Source organism: Pseudomonas brassicacearum (assembly GCF_009601685.2).
Taxonomy (GTDB): domain Bacteria; phylum Pseudomonadota; class Gammaproteobacteria; order Pseudomonadales; family Pseudomonadaceae; genus Aquipseudomonas; species Aquipseudomonas kilonensis_B.
In genome coordinates this window covers 3,749,991-3,765,894 of sequence record NZ_CP045701.2, presented here as the reverse complement: position 1 = coordinate 3,765,894, position 15,904 = coordinate 3,749,991, and the positions used below count along the sequence as shown (strand labels likewise).

General features: G+C 64.3%; 17 protein-coding genes. 13 read left to right on the top strand and 4 right to left on the bottom strand.

Annotated features, from left to right (window positions below):
- The first annotated feature begins 79 nt into the window (after positions 1-79).
- Positions 80-520 (top strand): carboxymuconolactone decarboxylase family protein, encoded by a 441-nt coding sequence (locus GFU70_RS15795; RefSeq protein ID WP_058542691.1) that lies wholly within the window; start codon positions 80-82, stop codon positions 518-520.
- A gap of 125 nt (positions 521-645) precedes the next feature.
- Here GFU70_RS15795 and GFU70_RS15790 read toward each other — a convergent pair whose 3' ends face one another.
- Positions 646-999, bottom strand: a complete 354-nt coding sequence (locus GFU70_RS15790; RefSeq protein ID WP_153388391.1) for a hypothetical protein — start codon at positions 997-999, stop codon at positions 646-648.
- A gap of 200 nt (positions 1,000-1,199) precedes the next feature.
- Here GFU70_RS15790 and GFU70_RS15785 point away from each other — a divergent pair, with 200 nt between their 5' ends.
- From GFU70_RS15785 to GFU70_RS15775, 3 genes are read left to right on the top strand one after another with little or no spacing between them, the layout of a single operon-like run.
- Complete coding sequence (locus tag GFU70_RS15785) at positions 1,200-1,832, top strand: TonB C-terminal domain-containing protein (protein ID WP_081264446.1); 633 nt, start codon at positions 1,200-1,202, stop codon at positions 1,830-1,832.
- Positions 1,829-2,374 carry a sigma-70 family RNA polymerase sigma factor gene (locus GFU70_RS15780; RefSeq protein WP_058542694.1) on the top strand — a complete coding sequence of 182 codons (546 nt, stop codon included), beginning with the start codon at positions 1,829-1,831 and terminating at the stop codon, positions 2,372-2,374. Before GFU70_RS15785 ends, GFU70_RS15780 begins: the two co-directional genes overlap by 4 nt.
- Before the next feature lie 37 nt (positions 2,375-2,411).
- Entirely contained in the window at positions 2,412-3,353 is a 942-nt protein-coding gene (locus tag GFU70_RS15775; RefSeq protein ID WP_058542697.1) for a FecR family protein, read from the top strand.
- Positions 3,354-3,422: 69 nt separating this feature from the next.
- On the opposite strand, the gene GFU70_RS15770 is transcribed toward GFU70_RS15775, so the two are convergent.
- Positions 3,423-4,034, bottom strand: coding sequence for a type II secretion system protein J (locus tag GFU70_RS15770; protein WP_058542695.1), 612 nt, complete (start codon positions 4,032-4,034; stop codon positions 3,423-3,425).
- A complete protein-coding gene (gene gspH, locus GFU70_RS15765) occupies positions 4,031-4,483 on the bottom strand; it encodes a type II secretion system minor pseudopilin GspH (protein ID WP_153388390.1) in 453 nt (150 codons plus the stop codon). The genes GFU70_RS15770 and gspH overlap by 4 nt, the downstream gene beginning before the upstream one ends.
- A gap of 117 nt (positions 4,484-4,600) precedes the next feature.
- Between gspH and GFU70_RS15760 the strand changes: the two genes are divergently transcribed.
- On the top strand, positions 4,601-5,029 hold the full coding sequence (locus GFU70_RS15760; RefSeq protein ID WP_064106917.1) for a type II secretion system protein N: 429 nt from the start codon (positions 4,601-4,603) through the stop codon (positions 5,027-5,029).
- A gap of 166 nt (positions 5,030-5,195) precedes the next feature.
- On the opposite strand, the gene gspI is transcribed toward GFU70_RS15760, so the two are convergent.
- On the bottom strand, positions 5,196-5,573 hold the full coding sequence (gene gspI, locus GFU70_RS15755; RefSeq protein ID WP_058545567.1) for a type II secretion system minor pseudopilin GspI: 378 nt from the start codon (positions 5,571-5,573) through the stop codon (positions 5,196-5,198).
- Between the two features lie 148 nt (positions 5,574-5,721).
- Between gspI and gspG the strand changes: the two genes are divergently transcribed.
- The 8 genes from gspG (at position 5,722) to GFU70_RS15715 (ending at position 15,808) form a co-directional block, all read left to right on the top strand.
- A complete protein-coding gene (gene gspG, locus GFU70_RS15750; RefSeq protein ID WP_058545566.1) occupies positions 5,722-6,171 on the top strand; it encodes a type II secretion system major pseudopilin GspG in 450 nt (149 codons plus the stop codon).
- Between the two features lie 8 nt (positions 6,172-6,179).
- Positions 6,180-7,166 (top strand): type II secretion system minor pseudopilin GspK, encoded by a 987-nt coding sequence (gspK, locus tag GFU70_RS15745; RefSeq protein ID WP_153388389.1) that lies wholly within the window; start codon positions 6,180-6,182, stop codon positions 7,164-7,166.
- The gene (gene gspL / locus GFU70_RS15740) at positions 7,163-8,344 is read left to right on the top strand and encodes a type II secretion system protein GspL (protein WP_153388388.1); all 1,182 of its coding nucleotides are present in this window, start codon (positions 7,163-7,165) and stop codon (positions 8,342-8,344) included. Before gspK ends, gspL begins: the two co-directional genes overlap by 4 nt.
- The gene (gene gspM / locus GFU70_RS15735) at positions 8,337-8,909 is read left to right on the top strand and encodes a type II secretion system protein GspM (protein ID WP_058545563.1); all 573 of its coding nucleotides are present in this window, start codon (positions 8,337-8,339) and stop codon (positions 8,907-8,909) included. Before gspL ends, gspM begins: the two co-directional genes overlap by 8 nt.
- A complete protein-coding gene (gene gspD, locus GFU70_RS15730) occupies positions 8,906-11,272 on the top strand; it encodes a type II secretion system secretin GspD (RefSeq protein WP_153388387.1) in 2,367 nt (788 codons plus the stop codon). The genes gspM and gspD overlap by 4 nt, the downstream gene beginning before the upstream one ends.
- Positions 11,273-11,465: 193 nt before the next feature.
- The gene (gspE, locus tag GFU70_RS15725) at positions 11,466-12,884 is read left to right on the top strand and encodes a type II secretion system ATPase GspE (protein ID WP_153388386.1); all 1,419 of its coding nucleotides are present in this window, start codon (positions 11,466-11,468) and stop codon (positions 12,882-12,884) included.
- A complete protein-coding gene (gene gspF / locus GFU70_RS15720; RefSeq protein WP_153388385.1) occupies positions 12,884-14,095 on the top strand; it encodes a type II secretion system inner membrane protein GspF in 1,212 nt (403 codons plus the stop codon). The genes gspE and gspF overlap by 1 nt, the downstream gene beginning before the upstream one ends.
- Positions 14,096-14,623: 528 nt before the next feature.
- Entirely contained in the window at positions 14,624-15,808 is a 1,185-nt protein-coding gene (locus GFU70_RS15715) for a substrate-binding domain-containing protein (protein ID WP_058545559.1), read from the top strand.
- Positions 15,809-15,904: the final 96 nt, after the last annotated feature.

Genomic DNA, 15,904 nt, shown 5'->3' with positions numbered 1-15,904 from the left:
GGGTTTTTCGACGAATTGGACCTGTCATTGACCGACCCCCGGGCCTACCGTGAAGGTCTTGAATACCACGGAGCCCGCCATGAGCCCGCGTCTGGATTACTACACTGCATCCCCCGGGGCGATGCGAGCCATGATCGGCCTGGAAGCCCTGGCCAGCCGCCTGAGTATCGAACCGGCGCTGCTGCACCTGATCAAGATCCGCGCTTCACAACTCAACCGCTGCGCCTTCTGCACCGACATGCATTCGGTGGAGGCACGACGCCAGGGCGAGAGCGAGCGCCGGCTCTACGCGGTGGCGGTGTGGCGCGACAGCGGTTTTTTCACTGCCCGCGAACGCGCCGCCCTGGCCTGGACCGAGGCGGTGACGCTGTTGGCTGAGAGCCAGGTGCCGGACGACGTCTATGCCCAGGCCAGGGCCTGCTTCAGCGAGGAGGAACTGGTGGACCTGACCCTGGCGATCAGCACCATCAACAGTTGGAACCGGCTGGCGGTGAGTTTCCGCCAGAGTCCCAGTGCCTGATCGCGAGAACCAACTGTGGGAGCAAGGCTTGCCCGCGATGAACGATGATGAGGTGAATCTGGCGGACCGTGTTGCCTGGATCGCGAGCAAGCTTTGCTCCCACAGGGCAGGTCTGGCGCTTGTCTCTATTTATTTCCATTGGGCAGCGGCGAGTTGCCGGCCGGAACCGGCGGCCTCTGAGGCTTGACCGAAGTGCCAAACGTATTGCCCATGCGCACGCCAGTGGCCGCCGGGGTGGCCAGGCCGATGCTGTTCGGCGCGCGTTCGTTGACCGGCACATTGATGGCGTCCTGAGCCTGTTGCGCAGCGGCTGCAGCCTGCGGGTCGTTGCCCATCTGCCGGCTCAGGCAGTTGTAGTCGGGGGTCTTGTAGCCACCGACGGTCACTTCGATACACGCCGGGGCTTCTTCGCCCTGGGCCCAGGGCAGGGCCATGAGCAGCCCGAGGCCAGTCATCATTTTCGTCCACTGTTTCATCATCGACCTCCTGCCCGTTACACCGGACGGTTCGTTGTCTGGCACCAGTCTAGTGCGGCCCGGGGGATTTGTATCAGTTGTCATACGACATTCATAAACTCCCCTCAGGATGACGGTTTTCAACGGATACGTCAGTCGTGCAGCAGGGCAGAGCCGGGGGCGGACGCAGGCGTGGAATGACCAGGACGCCCTTGCGGTGGCTGATGATGTTGCTGTGTCTGCTGGCCGGGCCGATCCAGGCAGTCGGCCTGGTGGACCTGGACATCGCGCCCCAGGAACTGACCACGGCGCTGGAGCAGTTCAGCCGGGCGACGGGCATGGCGGTGCTGGTGGACCACCAGTTGTCGAGCCAGCGCCATACGCTGGGTGTGCAGGGGCTGTTCACTCCTTCCGAAGGGTTGAGGGTGTTGCTCAGCGGCACCGGGCTGGCGGCGCACTATGCCCGGGCGGATGCGTTCACGTTGCAGCCGGTGCGGGTCCGCGAGGTACCGCTGGCTCCCGGTGTAACCCCGGGCTTGAGTGACAGCAACTACGCGGCAGCCATCCAGACGGTCATCCAGCGCAACTTGTGTCGTTCACCGTTGACCCGCCCGGGCAGTTTCCGGGCGGTGCTGCAAGTGTGGATCGGCCGGGACGGCGTGGTCCAGCACAGCCGCCTGGTCAGTTCCACGGGCGACCTGATGCGGGACAAGGCTTTGGTCAACAGTTTGCAAAACCTCAGGATCGACCGCCCGGCGCCCAGTTCGTTGCGCCAGCCGGTGACCCTGCTTTTGTTACCCGACTCATCAGGAAGAAGCATGGAATGCATAGCAGGGGAAGGGGTGTCCGGGCGATGAAAGACTCCGGTCGCAGCCCGTTGGTGAAGTTGTTCCTCACCTCGTATGAGGATTTCAAGGTGCGCCTGCGCAGGCGCCTGGGCTCCGAGGAACTGGCCAACGATGTGTTGCATGAAACCTATCTGCGGGTCGATCGCATGGTCGATACGCCGGAGATCGCCCAACCCAACGCTTATTTGTATCGCATGGCCCTGAACATCGCCGCCGACCGTCGACAGGCCGATGCGCGCCTGCTCACCGGCGATGAAATCGAGGAGTTGCTGCAGGTCTCGGATGAAGCACTGGATCCGGCCCGGGTGGTGGGGGGACAGAAGGAACTGCAGACCCTGCTCAAGGCCTTGTACGAACTGCCGGCGCGCCGACGCAGGATCTTCATCGCCGCACGCCTGGAAGAAGCGCCGCACCTGGAAATCTCCCAGCGTTTCGGTATTTCCACGCGTATGGTGGAGAAGGAAATCAAGGCTGCGCTGGGGCACTGCGCCCAGCGCCTGGAAAGAAAAGTCATTCAGCGGTTCGGTCCCGGCGCGGGAAAACCGTCTTGAGAGTAGAGACCCGACCCTTTCGTGAGTGTGTGTGCGCTTGAACATCTTCAGCATCGCTTCCCCTGATGCCACGCCCCAGGCCCGATTGGCCAGCGAGGCCCGAGACTGGCTGATCCTGCTGACCTCGGGGCGCGCCACCGTGGCCGATGCCCGGGCCTTGCGCCTATGGTGCGAGCAAAGCCCCGAACATGCCCGGGCCTTCAAGCAGGCCAAGGCGCTGTGGCACGGGCTGCAACCCGCCGCCGCGGCGGTACAGGCGCCCCGGCATTTCGGCCGTCGGGCGTTGTTGGGTGGCGCCATTGCGGCGTCGGCGGCTTTCCTATTGATCCGCGCCACGGTGCCTGGTGGTGTTTCCGGGCTGGGGGCCGACTACATCACCGACGTCGGCGAGCAGCGTCGGGTGGAACTGGCCGAGGGCGTCAGCCTGGAGCTCAATACTCAGACCCGCCTCAGCCGCCGCCCGCTGGACGATGGCGGACAAGGGTTGGAATTGCTCAGCGGCGAGATTGAAGTGCAGGGGCGCAGTGCGCAGGTGGTCAGCGTCCAGGCCGGCGCCGGTTGGATCAGCGCCGCTCGGGCACGCTTCAACATCCGCTACACCGACCAGAGCGTCTGCGCCACCTGCCTGGAGGGCGTGGTGCAGGTCGAGGTGCAAGGCCAGCGGTTCCGCCTGGAGCCGGGCATGCAGTTGACTTACGACCCTGGCCGGGTGGGCGTTCCCAAGCGGGCCGATGTGTCGGCAGCGATTGCCTGGCGTGAGCAGGTCCTGGTGTTCAACGACGCGACCCTGGCCAGCGTCATCGATGAAATCAACCGCTACCGGCCCGGCATGTTGCTGTTGCTCAACCGCGAACTGGGCCAGCGCAAGGTCCAGGCGCGGTTTCGCCTTGACCAACTGGCGGGCGTGGCGCTGTTGATCCGCGATGCCTATGGCGCCAAATGCACCGAATTGCCGGGTGGGGTGGTGGTGCTGAGCTGAGGCCGGTGGCGCCTGGGCGGGCCCCTTCGCGAGCAAGCCCGCTCCCACAAGGGTGCGTATTCGCTGGGCTTACTCCAGCGGCCCCAACACCTGTCGATAATGCTCGACGCCTTGGGGTGTCTGGCGGGTCAGGCTGATTTCGATGCCCATCGGGTTTTCCTGGCGGTTGCCGCTGAGCTTGCGCCAGCCTTTTTCCTTATCCCAGAACCGCAGTGCGGCGTCGCTGACGTCACTGAGCACCGCCATGCCCGAGCCGGGTGCCGGCAGTGGGTAGCGGCTGCGGGCCTGGCCTTGGGCGCGGTAAAGCGTGTCGCCCTTGAGCCACCAGCGCACCCGTTGCAGCTCGCCTTCCTGGGCCGCTGCCACGCGGATGACATCCAGGCGAAAGCCCCGACCTTCGGTGCTGCGCACGGTGAGGGCGGGTGGGGCGGTCGAGGGAGGGTCGTCGACGTCGGGTTTGACCGGTTCGCTCAGTTCGATGCTGGCGCGCAGGGCGACGTCGCGCTCCAGTTGGTTCAACACCCGCAACAAGGCTTCGGTCTGTTCGGTACTGGCCTGCAAGTGGCTGTCGGCACGGGTCACGCTGTCCAGCCCGCGCCAGGCAATCAGGCTGACCACCGCCATCAGCAGGATCGCCACCATCACTTCCAACAAGGTGAAGCCTGTCTGCCGGGCGCTCATTGAAGTTGCACCCGCCCGGCGGCACTGCGTTGCACAGTGATGCTGTTCAGGCCGTCCGACAATCGGATCTGCAAGGGCGCGCCGAGCCATTCGGCATCCAACACGACCCGCTGCCTCGGTTCCACGCGCACCTCCATCGACGGACTCTGCCAACGACGTGGGTGCAGTTGCGGGTCGTCCTTGAAGCGATCCATCCCGACGCCTCGATCGGCGCGACGGCTGAAGCCAAACCCCTTGGCGTCCCAGCGCCAGGTAATCGGTCGCCCATCGGTGCGGGCTTCGGTCTGGGCCAGTTGCAACAGTTGCACCAGTCGCTCGCCATCCTGGCGCAGCAACTTCAACGGATCCGGCTTGATGCTCAGGCTTACGGCGGCGCTGGCAATGCCGATGATCACCAGCACCACCATCAGTTCGATCAAGGTGAAACCGTGTTGTTTGCCGAGGTTCATGGGCGCTCCTTTGCGTGTGGGCCATCCTGCACGGTGAAGATGATAAGCATGTGAAATAAAACGGAGAGAATTGACGCGTACGCTGGCCGCTGGAACCCAAAAAAGGAGATTCAGGCCATGGCGTTCATCGAGCGTGTGTCCCCGGCGCAAATCGTCCAGGCCGTGGGCTTGTTGGCGGCATTGGCCGGGGTGGCGACCTGGTCTTCGCTGCTGCTCACGCCGGCCGAGTCGCGCACGCCGGATGTTGCCCCGCAACGCATGGCCGAGCGTTCCGATAACCCAGCGCTGCAGTGGTTCTCCAACCAGCCGGCGCCGGTGGAGATCAAGGTCAGCGGCGTGATGGCCGGCACCCGCGCGCCCGTGGCGATCCTCAGCCTCAACGACGGGCCGCCGCGCAGTTTCCTGGTGGGTGAACGGGTGGCCCAGGGGGTACGGTTGGTGGCGATCGAGGCGCAGGCGGTGGTCATCGAACGCGGCAATGAACAGACCCGTCTGGCCCTGGCTCGGTTGCCGGATTCGGTGAGCTTGCCCTCGCTAATCCCCTGAAACCCTTGTGGCGAGGGAGCTTGCTCCCGCTGGGGCTGTAGGAGCTGTCGAGCGAAGCGAGGCTGCGATCTTTTGATCTTTCGCTCACGACTCAATTGTCAGGGGAAAGATCGCAGCCTCGTTGCACTCGACAGCTCTACAGCAGCCCAGCAGGGATTCCGTTTAATCAGGGCTTCTCCCGGCTGACCAACGTCTCCAACCGAGCCAACGGCGGTGCTTCGCGACTGCGATCCGACACGCTCAGCTCAACCCGCAGCAACCGGCCGTTTTCCGCCGGGCGCAGGTTCTGTTCGCAGCGCAACAGCAATCGCCCCTGATCGCAATCGAACACTTTCGAGCCCTGGGTAAAACGGCCTTCCAGACGCAACTGCGCCAACTGGCTGCGGGCGGCCAGCAGGGCGATGGATTTGTCCCGTAGCAGGCCGTTGCTTTGGGTCATCACCGCGGCCACGCGCACGGCGGCCGACATGGCCACGGCGATGATCGCGAGGGCCACCAGCACTTCGATCAGAGTGAAGCCGGCTTGCGGAGCAGGGCGTGGCATGGCACGGGCTCAAGGGTGAAGGCAGCCTTCAAGATTAGCCCGCGCTCGTGACCAATTGACGACGCAAGCTCCTGAGCAATTTCAATATCACTGACATATTTTCTTGCAACACTGCGCCTCGAATCGAATCCAGCGAAGGACCGTCGAGATGCAGATCGCCCGTTACAACGCCCGTTCCCAAGGCCCTCGCGGGCAGCGGGGTTTCACCCTGATCGAAATCATGGTCGTGGTGGTGATCCTCGGCATCCTGGCGGCGATGGTGGTGCCCAAGGTACTCGACCGTCCCGACCAGGCGCGGGCAACGGCGGCGAAACAGGACATTGGCGGCCTGATGCAAGCCTTGAAGCTGTATCGCCTGGACCACGGCAGTTACCCGAGCATGAACCAGGGCCTCAAGGTGCTGGTGGACAAGCCGGCCGATGCGAAAAACAGCACCTGGCGCTCTTATTTGGAGCGCCTGCCCAACGACCCATGGGGCCGTCCTTATAACTACCTCAACCCGGGTGCCAACGGTGAAGTCGATATCTTTTCCCTGGGGGCCGACGGCCAGCCTGACGGCGACGGCGTGAATGCCGACATTGGCTCCTGGCAGTTGTAAGGGCCGTGATGCAAACGGATTCGCCCGCAGCGGCGAAGCAGCGCGGCATGGCGGTGATCAGTGCCTTGCTGATCGCTGCCGTGGTGGCGGTGATCGCCGGCGGCATGCTGACCCGCCAGACCCTGTTCACCCGCAGCCTGGAGGCCGAGCAGCTACGTGTCCAGGGCACGGCGCGGTTGCAGGGCGGCCTGCAACTGAGTCGCCAGTTGCTCTGGGATGCCCGCCAGCGCGATCCGTTGACGCGTTTTGGCCAACCCTGGGCCAAACCCATCGTGATGCCGGGCTCGGGCCAGGTCGATACGCCGTTCGAAGGCCAGTTGGAAGATGAGCAAGGCAAGTTCAACCTGCGCAACCTCGTCGCCAATGAGCGTGTGGATGAAGAACAAGTGCGCGCCTTCGAACGCCTGTGCCAGCAGTTGGGCGTGGCTGCGACGGTCCGCACGCGCATCGTCGAAAGGGTGGTCGAGGCCTATCCGCGCCTGTTGAATCCGCAGCGGGTGGACCAGGCGTCACAGACCAATGCCTTCAATAGCGGTCGGGACACCTCGCCACAGGCCGACAACACGCCGCTGGTCCCGACGCGCCCGATGCTGCGCACCTTGCAAGACCTGCGCAGCGTCAAGGGCGTCACCACGCGGTTGCTGGACACACTGACTCCTTACGTGACGATCCTGCCGACCAATACCTGGCTCAATGGCAACACCGCCAGCGCCCCGGTGCTGGCCGCCTACGTGCCGGGGCTGTCGCTGCAGCGGGCCGAGGCACTGGTCAGGGAGCGCGACGGCGGCCACTGGTTTATCAATCGCGGGGATTTCGTCAATCGCCTGCGCATGCCGGAGCTGGAGACTGCCAGCGTCAAGGTCGGCATCACCAGCGACTGGTTCCGCCTGCGGGGCCAGGCACGCAGCGGTCAGCGCCGGGTTGAACTGGAGGCGTTGCTGCAACGCACCGAGGACCGCTTGCCCCAGGTGATCTGGTCCAGGGTGGGCGTATGACGCGCTTGCGCATCGCCCTGGCGCCGCTGGGCAGCCTGGACCTCGACAGCGAGGTGAGATTTGCCTGGCTGGATCGCCAAGGCCAGGTCCGCGAACAGGGCCGTAGCAGCCTGCGGGCACTGGGCCAGGGCGGTAAGAATATTTCGCTGGAATGCTTCCTTCATCCCCGCGACAGTTTGCTGACCCGCCTGGAATTGCCGCTGTTGCCTGCGGCCAAGATCACCGCAGCGGTGATGTGCGCGGCCCAGGCCCTGATGCTCGGCGCCAGCGAACACATGCAGGTGGCCCACAGCCCGCGTGACGTTGACGGGCAGGTGCAGATCGCCTGGCTGGATCGTGAATCGCTCGCCTCGCTGGGCCGGCTTGTGCATCAGGCCGGTATGAAGCTGCGCGGCCTCTACCCGGCGGCCTACGCCTTGCCGGTGCTGTCGGGGCCGGTGGCCTGCATCGAGGACGACCATCTGCTGGTGCGCCATGGCCTGCAGCACGCCGTGGTGCAACCGTTGCAGCAAGAGGCGCTGGACGAATGGCTGCTGGAAACGGGGCCCGGGTTGCACTGGATCGGCGACGCGCCGCCGCAACCCTCGATCAGTACCTTGGCCGAAACCCAACGCTGGATGGGCCCCGCGCCAGGCTGGGGGTTGCATGCCGGCCTTGCACGCCATGCGGCCGAGCGCGGCGGTTGGGGCCGGGCGGCGGCGATCTGCGCGACAGCGCTGGCGGTGTGGGTGATCGGGCTGAATTTCTACGCCGCCCGCGAAGCGGCGCAGGGCCAGCGACTCAAGGCGCAGATGAGACAGCGAGTGAAGCAGGCGTTTCCCGAGTTGCCGGTGATTCTCAACCCGCTGCAACAGGCACGCCAGCAAATCGCGGCGCGCCAGAGCGGTGCGGCGACCGACCCGGCCCAACGCTTTGCCAACCTGGTGCAGCAGGCGGGCAGTGCCATGCCGTTCATGAGCGGCAATGTCCAGGCGCTGGTATTCGAGAACGGTGAGTTGCGCCTGAATGTCGTGGCCGAGGCGCAGAAACCCGCCACTGCAGAGGATTGGAAAATCCCCCTGGCCCAGGCCGGCATCGACATCGCGGCCATCGATCAGGGCTGGACCTTGCGGGTGGCACCGGCCGGCCAGGGCAACCAGGACAGCCCCGACGAAACCCCGGGCGCAGACGATGAATAAGCATTCCCTGGCATTGGCGTGGGGGCGCTGGGAAACCTTTCGCACGCGTTTGCGCACGTTCTGGCAGGGGCTTGCCGTGCGCGAACAGGCCGCCGTGGCCCTGGCTGCACTGGTGGTGGGCGGCTGCCTGGTCTGGCTCGCACTGATCCAGCCGCCGCTCAAGACCATCGCCTACTGGCAAGCCGAAACCCCGAAGCTGCGTTCACAGACCCAAGCCCTCGAAGTGCTGTTGCGTGACGTCGCCGGGCCTGCACCGGACCAGCCCCTTGAGGCTGCTTTGCGCCAGAGCCTGGAAGCCAGTGGCTTGAGCCAGCATTACCAACTGCAAGCTCCCGACGCCGAGCGCCCCAACGCCTGGCAGCTCACGTTCGACAAGGCTCCGGCAGAGGCGGTGATCAGCTGGCTATTGGGCAACCCACGGCAATTCTCCCTGGAAGTGATCGAGGCCCGTTTGCAGCGCACCGCCCTTGCCAGTCCCGACAACCACGACAACGACAACACCGCCGGCACACTGTCCGGCACCGTACGCATGGATCAGGCGCAAAGCGCTAAGGAAGCTTCATGAAAGGGGCCCGCTACCCACGTCATTGGCGCAAGGCTGCACCGCTGTTGTTGCTCGCGTTGAGTGCGTGCAACAGCACGCCGCCCGCGTCGCAGCCACCGTTGCTGGTGGACAGTGAGTTGGGCATTCCATTGGGGAGCACCCAGCGCAGCGGCGATGCATTGCTCGATCGCCAGCGGGCCCAGGACCTGCGTGAACGCAAGCCTGCGGTGCGGCATCAGGTCGATCTTACCGCCCGTGCCCGTGAGCCGCGCAGCACTGCGCCGGCGCGCACGCCCCTGGGCGATCAACCGGTGACGCTGAACTTCGTCGAGGCCGATATCCAGGCGGTGGTGCGGGCCTTGTCCCGTTCCACCGGCCAACAATTCCTGGTGGACCCGCGGGTCAAGGGCAGCCTGACGCTGGTGTCCGAAGGCCAGGTCCCGGCTCACCAGGCCTACGACATGCTGCTGGCCGCGCTGCGCATGCAAGGCTTCAGCGTGGTCGATGTCGGCGGCGTGGCCCAGGTGGTGCCGGAGGCCGATGCCAAGCTGCTGGGTGGGCCGATCTACAGCGCCGACAAACCGGCTGGCAACGGCATGCTGACCCGCACCTTTCGCCTGCAATACGAAAACGCCGTGAACCTGATCCCGGTGCTGCGCCCGATCGTGTCACCGAACAACCCGATCAATGCCTACCCGGGCAACAACACCATTGTCATCACCGATTACGCCGAAAACCTGTCGCGGGTGGCGCAACTCATCGAAGGCATCGACACCCCCAGCGCCATCGACACCGACGTGGTGCCGGTCCACAACGGCATCGCCGTCGACATCGCGCAAATGGTCTCTGACCTGCTGGAAACCCAGGGCGGCGACCAGACCCAGAGGATCAACGTGATCGGCGACCCGCGCTCCAACTCCATCATCATTCGCGCCGGCAGCCCCGAACGCACGGAGCTGGCGCGCAACCTGATCTACAAGCTCGACAACGCCCAGAACAACCCGAGCAATCTGCACGTGGTGTACCTGCGCAATGCCCAGGCCGGCAAGCTGGCCCAATCCCTGCGTGGTTTGCTCACCGGGGAAAGTGAAGGCGAGGGCAACGACAACTCGCGCTCGGTGCTCAGTGGCATGGGTGGCAGCACCAATGGCCAAAGCGGGCAGAGCAGCAGTGGCGATGGCACCAGCAGCACCACCACCGGCGGCAGTGCTTCGACCAGTGGCAACGGCTACGCCCAAGGCAGCAACGGCACGACCTCCGCTTCGACGAACAACGAGCAGGGCACCGCCTTCAGCGCTGGCGGCGTGACCATCCAGGCTGACGCCACCACCAATACCTTGCTGATCTCCGCGCCGGACCCGCTGTACCGCAACCTGCGGGAGGTCATCGACTTGCTGGACCAGCGTCGCGCCCAGGTGGTGATCGAGAGCCTGATCGTCGAGGTCGGCGAGGACGACGCCAGCGAGTTCGGTGTGCAATGGCAGACCGGCAACCTCGGTGGCAGCGGGGTGATCGGTGGGGTCAATCTTGGCGGCACGGGGCTCAATCTCAATGGCAAGACCAGCATCGATGTATTGCCTCAAGGCCTGAACCTTGGCTTGGTCAACGGCACGGTGGACATTCCCGGTATCGGCAAGATACTCGACCTCAAGGTCCTCGCCCGGGCCTTGAAGAGCAAGGGTGGCACCAATGTGCTGTCGACACCGAACCTGCTGACCCTGGACAACGAAGCGGCGAGTATTTTCGTCGGCCAGACCATTCCCTTCGTCAGCGGCAGCTACGTCACCGGCGGAGGCGGCACCAGCAACAACCCGTTCCAGACCGTGACCCGCGAGGAGGTGGGTTTGAAGCTCAATGTCCGGCCGCAGATTTCCGAAGGCGGGACGGTCAAGCTCGACATCTATCAGGAGGTCAGCAGCGTCGATAATCGCGCCTCGAGCACCACCGGGATCGTCACCAACAAGCGCGCCATCGACACCAGCATCCTGCTCGACGATGGGCAGATCATGGTCCTTGGCGGGCTGCTGCAGGATGGCTACAGCCAGAGCAACGACGCGGTGCCGTGGCTGTCGACGATTCCCGGGATCGGCGCGCTGTTTCGCAACGAGCGGCGGCAGATCACCAAGACCAACCTGATGGTGTTCCTGCGGCCCTACATCATCCGCGATACGGCGGCGGGCCGCGGCATCACCCTCAACCGCTACGACTTCATGCGCCGCGCCCAAGGCCTGCTGCAACCGGAACGCAGCTGGGCGATGCCGGACATGCAGGCTCCGCAATTGCCAGCCTCGGCCCGGGCGATCCCGGGGGCTGCGCCGGTGAGCTTGCAAACGCCCAGGGCGGTGATCAAGGCGGTGCCCCTCACGGAGCCGGTTGGACAATGAGCACCGTGGCGAGGAAGCAAGTTCGCGCTGGGTTCTGTAGGAGCTGGCGAAGCCTGCGATCTTTTGATCTTGACCTTTCGCTTGAGATTCAAGTGTCTGGGGAAAGATCGCAGCCTCGTTGCACTCGACAGCTCCTACACAGTGTCGACGCGCCAGTCACGGTGTGTCCGTCATTCGAGGAGGCGTTGAGGCCATGAACACCCTCCCATACGCCTGGGCCAAGGCCCAGCGCCTGGTGTTGCACCAGTCCGAAGAGGGGGCGGTGCTGATGGTGTGTCCGTCCACGCCGGGCTGGTCCATCAGTGAAGTGCGCCGCCAGTTTGGCGAGGTGCGCCTGGAGCGGGTGCGCGACGAGGAGCTCGATGGGCTGCTCAACAGTGCCTATGCCGACACCGGCAGCGCCGCCGCGGTGGTGGGCGCTGCGGAAAATGAAGTGGATCTCGACCGGTTGATGCAGGACATTCCCGAGATCACCGACCTGCTGGACACCCAGGACGGTGCGCCGGTGATTCGCATGATCAATGCCTTGCTGACCCAGGCCGCACGGGACGAGGCCAGCGACATCCACATCGAACCCTACGAGAGCCATTCGGTGGTGCGCTACCGCGTCGACGGCACCCTGCGCGATGTGGTTTCGCCGCGCAAGGCTCTGCACGGCGCGCTGGTGTCGCGGATCAAGATCATGGCCCAGCTCGACATCGCCGAAAAACGCCTGCCCCAGGATGGGCGCATCGCCCTGCGCGTGGCCGGGCGACCGATCGATATCCGCGTCTCGACGGTGCCCACCGGCCACGGCGAACGGGTGGTGATGCGGTTGCTGGACAAGCAGGCCGGACGCCTGCAACTGGAAACCCTGGGCATGGACCCGGACGTGCTGGGCAAGCTCGATCACCTGATCCGCCAGCCCCACGGCATCGTCCTGGTGACTGGCCCCACCGGCAGCGGCAAGACCACCAGTCTCTACGCCGCCCTGGCTCGGCTGGACGCCAGCGTCCACAACATCCTCACCGTGGAAGACCCGGTGGAATACGACCTGCCGGGCATCAGCCAGATCCAGGTCAACGCCAAGATCGACATGACCTTCGCCCTGGCATTGCGGGCGATCCTGCGCCAGGACCCGGACATCATCATGATCGGCGAAATCCGCGACCTGGAAACCGCGCAAATCGCCGTGCAGGCCTCCCTCACCGGTCACCTGGTGTTGGCGACGCTGCACACCAACGACGCGGTGTCGGCCGTCAACCGCCTGATCGACATGGGCGTCGAGCTGTTCCTGCTGGCCTCATCGATGCTCGGCGTGCTCGCCCAGCGCTTGGTGCGCAGGCTCTGCCCGCAGTGCAAACAGCCCGATCCGGCCACGCCCGGCACCTGGCGGCCGGTGGGCTGCCCGATCTGTAACCAGACCGGCTACAGCGGCCGAACCGGTATCCATGAACTGTTCTGCATCGACGATGACATCCGCACGCTGATCCACCAGGGGGCAGGGGAGCAGGCACTGCGCGCCGCCGCTCGCCGGGCCGGGATGTTCAGCATGCGCGAGGATGGCGAGCGTTGGGTGCGTAGCGGCACCACGGCCCCTGAAGAAATCCTGCGCGTAACACGGGACGCCTGATGAATCGCTACCGTTTCGAGGCCGCCGACGCCCAGGGCAAGATCGAATCCGGACACTTGGAAGCCGACAGCCAGGGCGCGGCCTTCAACCTGTTGCGCAGTCGCGGGCTGACGGCATTGCAGGTGCAGGTCGAGCGCAACACGACACCGGCCAACGGCGGTGGCGTGTTCAGCGCCAAACTCTCGGACAACGACCTGGCCTGGGCCACCCGGCAACTGGCAAGCCTGCTGGGCGCAAGCCTGCCGCTGGAAGCCGCGTTGAGCGCCACGGTGGAACAGGCCGAGCGCAAGCACATCGCCCAGACCCTGAGCGCGGTGCGCGCCGATGTGCGCAGCGGCATGCGCCTGGCCGAAGCCCTGGCGGCACGGCCCCGGGACTTTCCGGAAATTTATCGGGCGTTGATTGCCGCTGGCGAAGAGTCCGGCGACCTGGCCCAGGTGATGGAGCGCTTGGCCGACTACATCGAAGAACGGAACAACCTGCGGGGCAAGATCCTCACGGCGTTCATCTACCCCGGGGTGGTGGGGTTGGTGTCGATCGCCATCGTGATTTTCCTCCTCAGCTATGTGGTGCCGCAGGTGGTCAGTGCGTTCTCCCAGGCTCGGCAAGACCTGCCCGCGCTGACCGTGGCGATGCTTACCGCCAGTGATTTCATTCGTGCCTGGGGCTGGTTGTGCTTTGGCGTGCTGGCCGGTGGCTTCTGGAGTTGGCGCATGTACTTGCGCAAACCGGCGGCGCGGTTGAACTGGCACGCGCGGGTTTTGCGCCTGCCGCTGATCGGGCGTTTTGTGCTGGGCCTCAACACCGCACGGTTTGCCTCGACCCTGGCGATTCTCGGCGGCGCCGGGGTGCCATTGCTGCGAGCGCTTGAGGCCGCGCGCCAGACGTTGTCCAACGACCGCCTGAGCCAGAGTGTCAGCGAGGCCACCGCCAAAGTTCGCGAAGGCGTCAACCTGGCGGCGGCGCTGCGGGTGGAAAAAGTCTTCCCACCGGTGCTGATCCACCTGATCGCCAGCGGCGAGAAAACCGGCTGCCTGCCACCGATGCTCGAACGCGCCGCGCAAACCCTGTCCCGCGACATCGAACGCCGGGCGATGGGCATGACTGCGCTGCTGGAGCCGCTGATGATCGTGGTCATGGGTGGCGTGGTGCTGGTGATCGTCATGGCGGTGTTGTTGCCGATTATCGAGATCAACCAGTTGGTTCAATAGCCTATCGCGCAAAAAAACGTGGCGAGGGAGCTTGCTCCCGCTGGGCTCTGTAGGAGCTGGCGAAGCCTGCGATCTTTTGATTTTGATCTTTCGCTTGGGATTCAAGTGGTTGGGGAAAGATCGCAGACTCGTTGCACTCGACAGCTCCTACACAGCTCCTGCGCTCCAAAAGCAGCCGATGATTTTGCCGTGCCGCAGCACCTCCCGAGCCTCGATCGCGCCAAACTCGGGTTCCTCGTTCTGTCATTTTTCCGCGCCCGGCAACCACCCGCCGTCCTCTCCACCACGCCCCCACATGGCACGGCCGTGAAACCTGCTCGAAACCCCAACCCAGAGCCCTCGAACACCCGAGAAAAATGCCTTGAAAACAGCCCTCAGCTCCCGAGGTTTTTTCCTTTATCTGTCACCGGAAGCTGCGAATTTCTAACCCATGGCCTCACCCCATCGCCACCGGCACAGGACCGAGCGCCATGACGGCAAGCACGCGTCACCCAACCTACGTACGAACACGATGAAAGGAGATTCTTCATGTTTAAGCGCAACGTTCTCGCGGTATCCCTGACCCTCGCCGGCCTCTGCGCCGCTCAGGCCGCCATGGCTGATGTCAACGGTGGTGGCGCTACCTTGCCTCAGCCGCTGTACCAGACTTCCGGCGTACTGACTGCCGGTTTTGCCCCTTACATCGGTGTGGGCAGCGGCGCTGGCAAGGCTGCTTTCCTGAACAACGACTACACCAAGTTCGTATCTGGCAACACCAGCAAGAACGTGCACTGGGCGGGTAGCGATTCGAAGCTCACCCAGGCTGAGTTGGACACCTACGTCACCAATCACGGCACCGCCTGGGGTCCATTGATCCAGGCGCCTTCGGTCGCCACTTCGGTTGCCATTCCGTTCAACAAGACCGGCACTGCCAACGTCGATCTGAGCGTCAACCAGCTGTGCGGCGTGTTCTCTGGTCGTCTGACTGACTGGAGCCAGATCACCGGTTCTGGCCGTACTGGCGCGATCACTGTGGTTTACCGCAGCGACCTCAGTGGCACCACAGAATTGTTCACTCGCTTCTTGAACGCCAAGTGCGCTGAAACCGGCACCTTCGCCATCACCACCAACTTCGCTAACAGCTACAGCGGTGGCGTGCCGGCCGGCGCCGTTTTCGCCTCCGGCAGTGCCAACGTCATGACTGCGCTCAACGCAGCCCAAGGCCGTATCACCTACATGAGCCCGGATTACGCGGCAACTACTCTGGCAGGTCTGGACGACGCCACCAAGGTTGCCCGCGTTGCCGGTGTTTCCCCAGCGCCAGCCAATGTGTCGACAGCTATTGCTGCCGTGCCAGTTCCTACTGCTGCCAACCGTTCAAATCCTAACGCTTGGGTGCCGGTGTTCACTTCGCAAGAAATCATCAATGCAAACCCGAACGACCCTAGCTTGCGTCTCTACCCAACCAGCGGCTATCCGATCCTGGGCTTCACCAACGTGATCTTCAGCCAGTGCTACGCCAACGCTGCCCAGAGCACTCAGGTACGTGATTTCTTCACCCGTCACTACGGCGCAGTTGCTGCCAACAACAACGATGCTGCTATTACCGCCAACCGCTTCGTGCCGCTGCCAACGGCCTGGAAAAACGCCATTCGTGGCAGTTTCCTGACCACTACCAGCGCTCAAAGCATCGGCAACACCAACGTGTGCAATGGCATCGGTCGTCCGCTGTAACACCACGCTAAGCGACACGTAACACCGATCAGCAACGGCGAAAGCCGTTGCTGATTTTCTGCTTTGGCGTCGCGACCAACACAGCCACATGAAATT

Coding starts and splice junctions, on each gene's coding strand:
- GFU70_RS15780 (WP_058542694.1), top strand. CDS start 1,829: ATGAAAGACTCCGGTCGCAGCCCGTTGGTGAAGTTGTTCCTCACCTCG.
- gspH (WP_153388390.1), bottom strand. CDS start 4,483: ATGAACCTCGGCAAACAACACGGTTTCACCTTGATCGAACTGATGGTG.
- gspM (WP_058545563.1), top strand. CDS start 8,337: ATGAATAAGCATTCCCTGGCATTGGCGTGGGGGCGCTGGGAAACCTTT.
- GFU70_RS15770 (WP_058542695.1), bottom strand. CDS start 4,034: ATGAGCGCCCGGCAGACAGGCTTCACCTTGTTGGAAGTGATGGTGGCG.
- gspE (WP_153388386.1), top strand. CDS start 11,466: ATGAACACCCTCCCATACGCCTGGGCCAAGGCCCAGCGCCTGGTGTTG.
- gspF (WP_153388385.1), top strand. CDS start 12,884: ATGAATCGCTACCGTTTCGAGGCCGCCGACGCCCAGGGCAAGATCGAA.
- GFU70_RS15715 (WP_058545559.1), top strand. CDS start 14,624: ATGTTTAAGCGCAACGTTCTCGCGGTATCCCTGACCCTCGCCGGCCTC.
- gspD (WP_153388387.1), top strand. CDS start 8,906: ATGAAAGGGGCCCGCTACCCACGTCATTGGCGCAAGGCTGCACCGCTG.
- gspG (WP_058545566.1), top strand. CDS start 5,722: ATGCAGATCGCCCGTTACAACGCCCGTTCCCAAGGCCCTCGCGGGCAG.
- GFU70_RS15760 (WP_064106917.1), top strand. CDS start 4,601: ATGGCGTTCATCGAGCGTGTGTCCCCGGCGCAAATCGTCCAGGCCGTG.
- gspI (WP_058545567.1), bottom strand. CDS start 5,573: ATGCCACGCCCTGCTCCGCAAGCCGGCTTCACTCTGATCGAAGTGCTG.
- gspK (WP_153388389.1), top strand. CDS start 6,180: ATGCAAACGGATTCGCCCGCAGCGGCGAAGCAGCGCGGCATGGCGGTG.
- GFU70_RS15785 (WP_081264446.1), top strand. CDS start 1,200: ATGATGTTGCTGTGTCTGCTGGCCGGGCCGATCCAGGCAGTCGGCCTG.
- GFU70_RS15790 (WP_153388391.1), bottom strand. CDS start 999: ATGATGAAACAGTGGACGAAAATGATGACTGGCCTCGGGCTGCTCATG.
- gspL (WP_153388388.1), top strand. CDS start 7,163: ATGACGCGCTTGCGCATCGCCCTGGCGCCGCTGGGCAGCCTGGACCTC.
- GFU70_RS15795 (WP_058542691.1), top strand. CDS start 80: ATGAGCCCGCGTCTGGATTACTACACTGCATCCCCCGGGGCGATGCGA.